At 58.5% G+C, this 10,382-nt stretch carries 10 protein-coding genes; 6 read left to right on the top strand and 4 right to left on the bottom strand.

Annotated elements, in window-relative coordinates; translation table 11 throughout:
* On the bottom strand, positions 1-1,112 hold a 1,112-nt coding region (locus tag B3Y70_RS11975; RefSeq protein ID WP_288589868.1), incomplete at its 3' end, for an isocitrate lyase.
* A gap of 311 nt (positions 1,113-1,423) precedes the next feature.
* Here B3Y70_RS11975 and B3Y70_RS11970 point away from each other — a divergent pair.
* The 3 genes from B3Y70_RS11970 to B3Y70_RS11960 are packed head-to-tail and all read left to right on the top strand — an operon-like array spanning position 1,424 to position 3,662.
* Entirely contained in the window at positions 1,424-2,911 is a 1,488-nt protein-coding gene (locus B3Y70_RS11970) for a DUF1538 domain-containing protein (RefSeq protein WP_113879192.1), read from the top strand.
* Positions 2,908-3,258, top strand: a complete 351-nt coding sequence (locus B3Y70_RS11965; protein ID WP_153740498.1) for a P-II family nitrogen regulator — start codon at positions 2,908-2,910, stop codon at positions 3,256-3,258. The genes B3Y70_RS11970 and B3Y70_RS11965 overlap by 4 nt, the downstream gene beginning before the upstream one ends.
* A gap of 14 nt (positions 3,259-3,272) precedes the next feature.
* Positions 3,273-3,662 (top strand): CBS domain-containing protein, encoded by a 390-nt coding sequence (locus B3Y70_RS11960; RefSeq protein ID WP_022993110.1) that lies wholly within the window; start codon positions 3,273-3,275, stop codon positions 3,660-3,662.
* Positions 3,663-3,672: 10 nt separating this feature from the next.
* On the opposite strand, the gene B3Y70_RS11955 is transcribed toward B3Y70_RS11960, so the two are convergent.
* Positions 3,673-5,631 carry a CASTOR/POLLUX-related putative ion channel gene (locus tag B3Y70_RS11955; RefSeq protein ID WP_226609749.1) on the bottom strand — a complete coding sequence of 653 codons (1,959 nt, stop codon included), beginning with the start codon at positions 5,629-5,631 and terminating at the stop codon, positions 3,673-3,675.
* 161 nt (positions 5,632-5,792) lie between these two features.
* Positions 5,793-7,529, bottom strand: coding sequence for a C4-dicarboxylic acid transporter DauA (gene dauA / locus B3Y70_RS11950; protein WP_288589867.1), 1,737 nt, complete (start codon positions 7,527-7,529; stop codon positions 5,793-5,795).
* Between the two features lie 127 nt (positions 7,530-7,656).
* On the opposite strand from dauA, the gene B3Y70_RS11945 reads away from it, so the two are divergent.
* The 3 genes from B3Y70_RS11945 to B3Y70_RS11935 all read left to right on the top strand — a co-directional run bounded on the left by B3Y70_RS11945 (position 7,657) and on the right by B3Y70_RS11935 (position 9,669).
* Positions 7,657-7,839 carry a hypothetical protein gene (locus B3Y70_RS11945; protein ID WP_011786883.1) on the top strand — a complete coding sequence of 61 codons (183 nt, stop codon included), beginning with the start codon at positions 7,657-7,659 and terminating at the stop codon, positions 7,837-7,839.
* 91 nt (positions 7,840-7,930) lie between these two features.
* Complete coding sequence (locus B3Y70_RS11940) at positions 7,931-8,863, top strand: ChaN family lipoprotein (protein ID WP_288589865.1); 933 nt, start codon at positions 7,931-7,933, stop codon at positions 8,861-8,863.
* Between the two features lie 95 nt (positions 8,864-8,958).
* Entirely contained in the window at positions 8,959-9,669 is a 711-nt protein-coding gene (locus B3Y70_RS11935; protein WP_199454003.1) for an SIMPL domain-containing protein, read from the top strand.
* Positions 9,670-9,683: 14 nt separating this feature from the next.
* Here B3Y70_RS11935 and B3Y70_RS11930 read toward each other — a convergent pair.
* The coding region (locus B3Y70_RS11930) for a beta-N-acetylglucosaminidase domain-containing protein (RefSeq protein WP_288589864.1) at positions 9,684-10,382 on the bottom strand (699 nt) is incomplete at its 5' end.

Below are 10,382 nucleotides of genomic sequence, written 5' to 3'. Positions count from 1 at the left end.
ACCACTTCCTTGATGCGGTTAACCATGCCAGCAATCTGGCCAACGTGCGGCTTCTCGGTTTCGATCCACAGCATGTCTGCGCCGTTCTGCAGGCTGGTGATGCAGTCCAGAACAACACGGTCTTCGCCAGAGCCCGGCTTGAAGCAGAACAGGCCAGAGGCCAGACGCTTCGGCTTCAGCAGCTTGCCGTTGGACTTGATCACAACGTCGCCGTTCTCGATCTGGGAAGCGTCGTCGATGTACTCGCCGTCCAGGAAGCTGTTGTACTGGTCGCCCAGGTCACCCGGCTCGTTGGTTACCGCGATCTGCTTGGTCAGGCCAGCACCCAGGGAGTCAGTACGGGCAACGATCACACCGTCATCCACACCCAGTTCCAGGAACGCCAGGCGAACCGCGTTGATCTTGGACAGGAAGTCAGCGTGCGGAACGGTTACTTTACCGTCCTGGTGACCACACTGCTTCTCGTCAGAAACCTGGTTTTCGATCTGGATACAGCAAGCACCGGCTTCGATCATCTGCTTGGCCAGCAGGTAGGTGGCTTCGGCGTTACCGAAACCAGCGTCGATGTCCGCAATGATGGGCACAACGTGGGTTTCGTGGTTGTCGATCTGCTGCTCGATTTCCTTGGCCTTAGCGGTGTCACCAGCTTTCTCGGCCTCATCCAGAGCGCGGAACAGGTGGTTCAGTTCCCAGGCATCGGCCTGACGCAGGAAGGTGTACAGCTCTTCGATCAGGCCAGAAACCGCAGTCTTCTCGTGCATGGACTGGTCAGGCAGCGGGCCGAACTCGGAACGCAGGGCGGCAACCATCCAGCCAGACAGGTACAGGTAACGACGCTTGGTGGTACCGAAGTGCTTCTTGATGGAGATCATCTTCTGCTGGCCGATGAAACCGTGCCAGCAACCCAGAGACTGAGTGTACTTGGAAGAATCGGCATCGTAAGCAGCCATGTCTTCACGCATGATCTTGGCGGTGTACTTGGCGATGTCCAGACCAGTCTTGAACTTGTTCTGGGCGCGCATGCGGGCCGCGTGCTTCGGGTTGATGGCGTTCCAGGTCGGGTTCTGCTTCAGAATGGAAGCGATTTGGTCGACGTCTTGTGCGTAAGGCATGATCTCTATCCTTTCTACGTTTGTGTTCAAAAGGTTCGGAACGCTGCTGCCGGCAGCTTCCGGAGCCAGCCACCGGCCAGGTGAACCGGGCTGGTGGTGACGTTGGGCGTAACTTTAGTGCTTTCGAATTTATAATTGAAATTTATATGGTGTATTTTCGGCATTTTTTAAATGAATACACAGGATCCCTGTTGACAGGCTGAAGGCCTATTATTGAGGCGGGTCATTTCGGACAGACTACAGCGTGCTATGATTCAGGCACTTGACCCAGATCACCAACCTCCCTCACCCACGGGCTACAGGGGCATTCTGTGTTCTACGTCCGCGCCTTCAATCATTCACTCCTGCACGCACTGAAGAACCTGCTTCCCATTGTGATCGTGGTGGCGTTCTTTCAGATCGCCATTCTCCAGCAGGTGCCAGAGAACCTGTTCAGCATGGTTGCCGGCCTGTTTGTGGTTGCCATCGGTGTTGCCCTGTTTCTGCAAGGGCTCGAGCTTAGCATCTTCCCGCTCGGAAAGAGCCTGTCGAATCAGTTTGCCCGGCGCGGTTCCCTGGTCATTCTCCTGGCCTTCGGCTTTGCCATGGGCTTCTCTGCGGTAATTGCCGAGCCAGCCCTGATTGCCGTGGCCGAGCAGGCACAAACCATCAGCGGGGGGCGAATCGACAGCCTGACACTCCGGGTACTGGTAGCACTATCCGTGGGTTGCGTGGTGGCCCTCGGCGTTTTCCGGACCATTTTCGGCTACCCGATACACTGGTTCATGATTGTCGGCTACATCATCGTGGTGATCGTCACCTGGTTTGCACCCGAAGAAATCGTCGGTCTGGCCTACGATTCCGGCGGTGTCACCACCAATGTTGTGACCGTGCCGCTGATTGCCGCGTTGGGCATAGGTCTGGCTGCGTCGATCCGAGGCCGGAACCCTCTGATTGACGGTTTCGGACTGGTCGCACTGGCGGTGATGGTACCGATGGTTACCGTGCAGGTTTACGGCATGTTGGTGTACTCAGGTTCTGCCGAAGCCGAGGGTGTCCCGCTCTCACCAGATGTCGGAGAAACCAAGCCTTCCGGCGTGGTCGGCGCACTGCTGGACCTGGTCACCATGATTCGGGATGTTCTGCCCATCATCATTACGGTGCTCTTCTTTCAGTATCTGGTACTGCGCCGCAAACTTCCCAATCCACGCAAGGTCATCTTTGGTTTTACCTTGGTGATTCTGGGGCTTTATGCCTTTGTGATCGGTCTCAAGATGGGGTTGTTTCCGATTGGTACCAGCATGGCCGAACAACTGACGGCCAGAGACAACTATCTTTACGTATACCTCTTTGCACTGATGATCGGCTTTGCCACGACCATGGCGGAACCGGCGCTGATCGCCATCGGCAGACAGGCGGAAGAAGCCGCCGGGGGAACCCTGAACGGCAATGTCATTCGCATACTGGTGGCGGTCGGGGTAGCCGTCGGCATCACTATCGGCGTTCACCGGATCATCACCGGCGACTCCATTCACTACTACATCATGGGCGGCTATATTCTGGTCGTCGGCCTGACCCTGATTGCGCCCCGCTACATCATCGCGCTGGCCTATGATCTGGGTGGGGTCACCACGTCGGAAGTAACCGTCCCTCTGGTTACCGCCCTGGGCATTGGCCTGGCCAGCAGTATCGACGGACGCAGCATTCTCATCGACGGCTTCGGGCTGATTGCCTTTGCTTCAATCTTTCCTATCGTAACGGTGATGGCCTACGCCATCGCATCCCAGTATCTTGCAGAACCACGTAAGGAGACACCATGAAATTCTCGGCACTGGTGGCCATCGTTCCTGAAGACCTGGAGCAGGAGTGTATTGATGCTGCCCGGGATTGCGGTGCCGGAGGAATCACTGTGATGTCCGGCCGGGGCATCAGCAATACCGCGAAAAAAACGTTCTTCGGCCTGACCTACGACGGCAGCCAGAGCGTGCTGCTGATGGTCCTGGAGAAGGGGCTGTCGCTTGATGTGCTGAAAGCCATCCAGAAAGTCATCATGCCGGATGGCAAAGATTCCCAGGGTATGATCTTTACCGTACCACTGGAACACATGGGCGGCATCGACATGGCCCAGGTGGAGAAATTTGAACAACACGTGAAAGACTCTCTGTAAACGGAGCGCAGATAATGAAACTGGTCAAAGACGTGATGGTGACCGACATCATCAGGATTTCGCCCTTCGCCACCATTCGCGAGGCGCTTTCCCTGATGAAGCGCCACAATGTCAAATCCCTGGTGGTCGAACGCCAGAATGAGCACGATGCCTGGGGCCTGATTACCTATACCAATATTCTCAAGTCAGTTATCTCGGAGGACGGCGACATCGATTTGCTGAACGTCTACGATGTGTGTGCCAAACCGGTGATCAGCGTAGGTGAGAACCTGGCTCTGAAATACGCGGCCAGACTGATGACCGAATACAGGGTCAAGCGCCTGCTGGTGCTGTGTGACAACGACATTTCCGGGTTCGTGGTCATGGACGACATCATGCAGGCACTGCTGGAGACCGTCGACTAGAGACGCCGGCTCAACGCTCAGCGCCCAGACAAAGCACCAACAGCTGATCGCCATCGCGCAGATCCAGGTACTGGTTCCGGGGCGGATTCAGTTGTAAATGGCGCCCGCGTTCATCCGCTTCGGCCCGATAAACGCCCAGGGCAATTTCCCCGCGCTCCGCCACAATCTTCTCCAACACCTGGAAATCCGCGCTGGCCGGCAACGGGTAGTCGTGAGGCTTCCGGAACTGGATTTCTGCCCCACCCTCCGTGAACAATTCATCCAGCACCACCCTCAGTTCCCGCCGCAACGCCACCTGAGCCAACACATGACTGAGAATCATCGGGCTGATCAGCATCTCGCTCTTGTGGCCATACAACAGATGGCGGTTATCCGGGTCACTCAGTTCCATAATGACCTGCGGTCGCCTGGGGGCGGCCGACAGAACATCTTCCAACTGGAGATAGCCCACCATGGCACGGGCATCGGCTTCCTCTCCGGAGCCAACTCGATCACTGCTGAGCAACATCACTGTGTCGTATCCGGCTGGATCAAGGCGCCGAAGGTCCTCTTCCACCATGTAGTCGGCTTCCAGCAGGCGACCGTTTACTTTCGACAGGTCAACGCCGTAACGCTGCATTTCCCGATTCCGGTCATCCAACGGAATCGCCGACACCAGATCGAGTTCAAAAACCCGACTGCCATAGCTGGCAAACTCGGCCGCCATGGTCGGCACCCTGCGGTTCCAGCCCAGTACCAGCACCCGGTGGACACCCGGAACCGGCTCTGGCAGGGCCTGGTTTTGTCTGCGCTCCAGCTTCGGCAATGTCGCTGCCTTTGGTACGGCCACGGTATGCTGGTAATCCCGGGCCAGAAGCACAACCCGGTCTTCGTTACGGATGACCGTGCCGGAATCTGCCAACAGATTGACCTGCCAGCCCCCGCTCGGGTTTGGATGCAACAAACCCAGGACAATCGCATTGGGCCGCTGGCTTGCCAGCTCTGCCAAGGTCAGGCCTTCAGCGGTTTCTCCCCCACGCACGAAAATCTCGTTGCCTTCACCGGCGGTCAGCAACTCGTTGTAGACCTCGGAAAGGTTCGGGTGGATGACGTTCTGAACCATCAACCTGCTGATGGTGGCATCACCGGCCACCACTTCCACGGCCCCGGGGTAGGCCCGCTCGATAACGGGCAGTTTACGCATGTCCTGAATTTCAGCCACCACAAAGGGCAGCCGGGCGTTGTAGTGCCTGGCCTGGGCGGCGATAGACAACAGTGCCTTCACGGTTTCAACATCGGAGGTTATCAGCGAGCCGCCCTCGTGCACCTGGCTGGGCACAATCACCGCCGCCGCATCCAGACAGGCAACCCGATGCAACGCTTCCGGCTGAATGGCAGAGCCGCTGCGCAGAATCACTTCCCGGGCTCGCCGGCCAATACCAGGCTCTCTGATCAGTTCGTGCAAATGCTCGACACTGGCCTCTTCCGCCAAAAGAACCAGCCGCAGTTTCTGGGCGTCATGCTTCTCCAGAAACCGGGCCATACGCCCAGACGAACCAAATAACTCCGCTACCAGCGGCGGCGTCTGGGCGGTCCAGCCCAGCACGACGATATGGTTCTTCAATGTCACCGGGGTGAGGCCACGCTCCAGATCTTCCATCTTGGCAATCAGCCAACGGGTGAGAATGGCCACCAGTGTACCCATGAACACCACGTAGCCCATTATCGTCAGCAGGGTGGAGACAATACGTTGCCAGGTGCCCACGTCGTCTCCCAGGTAACCCGGATCGGTCAGGCGCAAAAATGCCCACCAGATGGCGTGCCCGGCACTTTCAAACTCGCCGGCCTGGGGCAGCACCACCAGCAGACCGCCAATCAGCGATATCAGCGCAATAAAGCAACCGACCACCAGCAACTGAAAGCCAGCCCCTTTGACCAGTTGGCGCTCCACGATGAACTTGATCCGATCAACAATTCGAAATGGCAGCATTCGATCCCTTATAGCGTCGTTCCCGCGGCAAACGGTTTGCCGGTTTCTGATTCTGTCGCCTAGGATAGTTCAAACAGTCCCGGAAGGTGACCCCTGACATGATGCGGCCTTCAGGCGTTCTTGTGTTGATCACTGGCGTGTTATGCCAACTGCCTGTTTTTTTAGGTCTGCCAGTCCATCTCTGACAACTCAGCCAGCGCCGCCTCCAGAGTCGGGTAGAAATAGCTCACGCCGGGCTCCGGTTTTACGCCGGCCCGGGCCAGGGTTCTCAATGGCTGGAACTGCAAGTCAGCAAATACAAGGCGGGTACCGGTTTTCCGGCAACTGGCGATCAGTTTATTCAGCGCCGCCAGGCCGCCAGCGTCGAGGATGGTCACTCCGTCCATGTACAACACCAGGCCCTTAGCCTGCTGGGACAAGTCTGCCAGCTCGCCGAAGATGCGGTCAGCGGCCGCGAAAAAAAGCGGACCATTGATCTTGAACACCTGCCAACCCTCCGGCACTCCAACCTGCTGCACTCGTTTGTTGCCGGTAATGTCTGTCACCCTGGTCATTTGTGCCATTTCCCGCATGAACAGCACAGCGGCCAGTAACACCCCGGTGGTGATGGCAATTACCATATCCAGGGCCACGGTCAGGCCGAAGCAGGTCAGGAAAACCAGGATATCGCTGCGGGGCGCGGTCCTCAGCAGGTGCACGGCTTTCGGCGCCTCACTCATGTTCCAGGCCACCATCACCAGCAACGCGGCCATGGCCGGCATGGGCAGATAGGCAAGAATGCCGGCCAGGGAGACCAGCGCCAGCAGCACCACCAGCGCATGAATCATCGCAGCCACCGGCGATTCAGCGCCGGCCCGGTAATTGGCGGCCGACCGGGCAATAGCGGCGGTGGCCGTGATACCGCCAAAGAACGGTACCACCATATTACCAATGCCCTGCCCCATCAGCTCACTGTTGGCACTGTGGCGTTTACCGGTCATGCCATCCAGCACCACGGCACAGAGCAGGGATTCGATGGCCCCCAGCATGGCGATGGCGAAGGCGGCCGGAATCAGCTCCCGGAACAGGTCCCAGGACAGGCCGATAGGGCGTCCGTCGGCCCCGGCCTGCTGCCAGGGCCAGGCAAATTCCGGTAAAAACGGCGGTATTCCGGCACCGGTGCTGCCATCAGGAAGCAGGTAGCTGAAGCGTGACCCCACGGTCTCAATCGCCGCGCCACCAGCGTTCAACCACAATGCCAGCAGACTGCCAACAATCACTGCTGGCAGATGAGGCGGCACCGGAGTTCTCAGCCTTGGCCAGAGCAGCATCACCGCCAGGGTAACCACCGCCACCAGCGTACTCAGTCCATCCAGCGCCGGCAGTTGCTGGCCCAGAACCGCCAGCTTGTCCCAGTAATGCTCTGGCATCGCGTCAATGGAGAGCCCGAAGAAGTCTTTTACCTGCAAGGTGGCAATCACCACGGCAATGCCACCGGTGAATCCCAGAGTGACGGATTCGGGGATATACTCAATAAAGCGGCCCAGGCGCATCACCGCCATAATCACCAGCAACACACCGGACATCAACGTAGCCAGCAGCAAGCCACCCAGGCCATAGCTCTGGGCGATCGGATAGAGAATCACGACAAAAGCGGCCGTTGGTCCGGAAATACTGTAGCGGCTGCCGCCAAACAGGGCAATCAGAAAACCGGCTATGATAGCGGTATACAGGCCATACTGCGGCGCAACCCCGGAGGCAATCGCCAGCGCCATCGCCAGCGGAATGGCGATGATGCCAACCGTGGCGCCAGCCATCAGGTCTTTGAAAAAGCGCCCGCTGTTGTAGGGTTCATCGACGCAGGCCTCGCGAACGGCGTGAGCGGTACGAAGAGAAAAGAGATGGGCGCGATGGGGCATGAACAGACTCTCTCTGGCCAGGCATTTGGTTACATTATATGCTCATCATCTGTACACTCAATGCTAATATGATTAACATGCCAGTCTGTAACTATCTTCGCTGAACCTGTTGAGAACCAGAAACACCATGGAAAACCGAACTGCCCGGCTGACCCTGTTGATTGACCCTGAAAAGAAGAAAGTTTTCGAGGCCCTTTGCAAGCAGGAGGACGTGACTCCCTCCCAGAAGGTGCGTCAGTTCATTCGTGAATATGTGGAAGAGCGGCTCGGGCCAGACTGGCGCGAGCACAGCGGCCAGAAAACCGACTGACTCCGGCAACGTACAATCGGATATGAAAGCTTACGCCACCCGCCTTGTCCTGACGCTTGTAACCGTTGTCGCCTTCACAGGATGCACAGTCATGCGCACAGAGAACCGGCCCGCGCCCGTCAGCCAGTACGATGCCGTGATCGTCGACGCCAGCACCGGCGATATCCTCACGGTCGCAGAACTGGCCCGGCAATTGGCAGACACCGATGTAGTGGTGACGGGGGAATACCATGGCCACCATGCCTCGCACCTGTTACAGGCCCGCCTTCAACAGGCGCTGTACCGGCACAACCCCCGGCAGATCCTGACCATGGAGCAGTTCAACCTGAACCACCAGGATGCCCTGGATGCCTACCTGGCCGGACAAACCGGCGAAACGGAAATGATCGAAGACGCGGGCGCCTGGGAGAACTACAAAGGCTCCTACCGGCCCCTGGTGGAATTTGCCAGTGAACACCAGTTGCCGGTTATCGCGGCCAACGCCCCGGCAGATATCGTGCGCTGTGTCGGCCGTGAGGGGATGGACTATCTGCAACGCCTTCCAGAAGCGCAACGCGCCGCACTGCCCGAACAGGCCTTCCTGGATACCCCGGACTACCGTGACAAATTCGTCGACGCCATTGCCGGCAGCCACGGTGCGGAACAGACAGAACTGACCGGGCGCCTGCTAAGTACCTATCAGGCCCAGCTGTTGCGGGACAACACCATGGCCGATCGGATACTGACTGCACTGAATGAACATCCCGGACATCAGGTTTTGCACACTACAGGCACCTTCCACAGCGAACAGCGGCTCGGTACCGTTGCGGTCCTTGAGCAACGGGCACCAGAACTGAGCATTGCAGTGCTCTCACCGGTTGAATGGTCGCCCCCGGAACAGGCGATGCCGGTGGCAGAAAACCGCCACAAGGGTGACTACCTTTACTTTATTCTGCCCCTGCCTCCGGAATACCGGGACGCGGAACGCCAGCGCAGCGCCATGCAGAAACGCTTCAGCCGCCATTCAGACACCCGCTGCGAGTGATCAAAGTGGCGCGTAAGGCGCGCCTTCCCAGCAGCCCCGGTTCCCGTTAACCTGCGCAGTCATCAGGACGTTTTCCGAACCGCAAGGAGTAAGCCATGAAAGTTGTCTCTGCCCTGATTATCGGCCTGTGCGCCATTGTTGCCGCTTCCCTGTTGAGCCAGGGCTTGATGGGGCTGCGCACGGCCGATCGCTACGTAACGGTCAAGGGCATGGCCGAACGGGAAGTGCAGGCAGACCTGGCGCTCTGGCCCATCCGCTTTGTTGCCACCGGTAGCACGCTGGACGAAGCACAGAACAAAGCCCGAAGCAGCCGGGAAGCCATCATGGCGTTCCTGAAACTGCAGGCCATTGACCAGTCTGCGGTTGAACTCCAGCGCCTGGATGTAACCGACACCCGCGCCAATCCCTACGCCGGCAATAACAACGAGCAACAGTACATCATCAATCAGACCCTGATGGTGCGCAGCACCGATATCGAGCGCATCCGGCAGGCGGCCCAGAACGTCAGCGAGCTGGTGGATTCCGGCGTAGTGTTGTCCTCGGACTACGGCCCGAGCGGCCCCACTTACCTGTTCAACGGCCTGAACGATATCAAACCGGCCATGATCGCCGAGGCCACAGCAGCGGCCCGTGAATCCGCCCAACAGTTCGCTCGGGATGCCGAGGCCAAACTCGGCAGCCTGCGCCGGGCCAATCAGGGTGTGTTCCAGATTCTGGCAAGGGATCAGGCACCAGGCGTGTCGGAGCAACAACAGCTGGTGAAAACCGTGCGGGTGGTCTCCACCTTCGATTACTACCTGGAGTAACCGAAAACAGGTGCCTACTGGGTGGCCACCATTTCGTCGGTCACCTGATAGTCGCCGGCCAGCCAGCGCAGGATCTCGTGAGCCGCGGGGTGATCAAACGCGTCGTAGGTGTGAATCAATGCCTGCTTTTTCTCATCGCTGATGCGTGCCAGCCCGGTGTCCTGCAGGGTCAGTAGATCCTTGTGCAACTGCCCCGCAAGCTCCAGACCAAGCACTTCCCGCGCTGCATGCAAAAACGCCTGACCATACTGGTAATCCGGCCCCTGGCGGTAGCATTCCGCCAGCGTGATCGCCGGGATGGTGGTCAGTACCGGCTGCAAAGCCGGATTGATGGCATGACCGGCAAGGTAGGCGGCATTGCCGGCAGGGCGGCCGGTGAAACCACGCAGATGCAGATGCCGGGACATGCGATCGCCATCATTCACCGGGTAATTATCCCAGAGGAGTGGCTTGCGCCCCAGCAACTTGCTGACACGTTTGAGATGGCCCGGAGAAACTTCACGGGAACAGACCTCTTCCCCGGTCCAGAAAACTCTCACTTCACGGTCCAGCTCCGCCCCCAGGGTTTCCAGATAGTCCGCCGGCCGCTGCCCGAAGACCCGGTCCAGCACCGGGTCATCGGAGTAGTAGGTGGGGCATACGCTAAGTTTGCCGGCACTGGTATTGGCTTTTACCCAGTCCACGATCTGAGCCTGGGTGCGGGCCAGGTCCGG

This window comes from Marinobacter sp. UBA5687 (assembly GCF_002420325.1).
Taxonomy (GTDB): domain Bacteria; phylum Pseudomonadota; class Gammaproteobacteria; order Pseudomonadales; family Oleiphilaceae; genus Marinobacter; species Marinobacter nauticus.
This window is presented reverse-complemented; position numbering and strand designations above follow the sequence as displayed.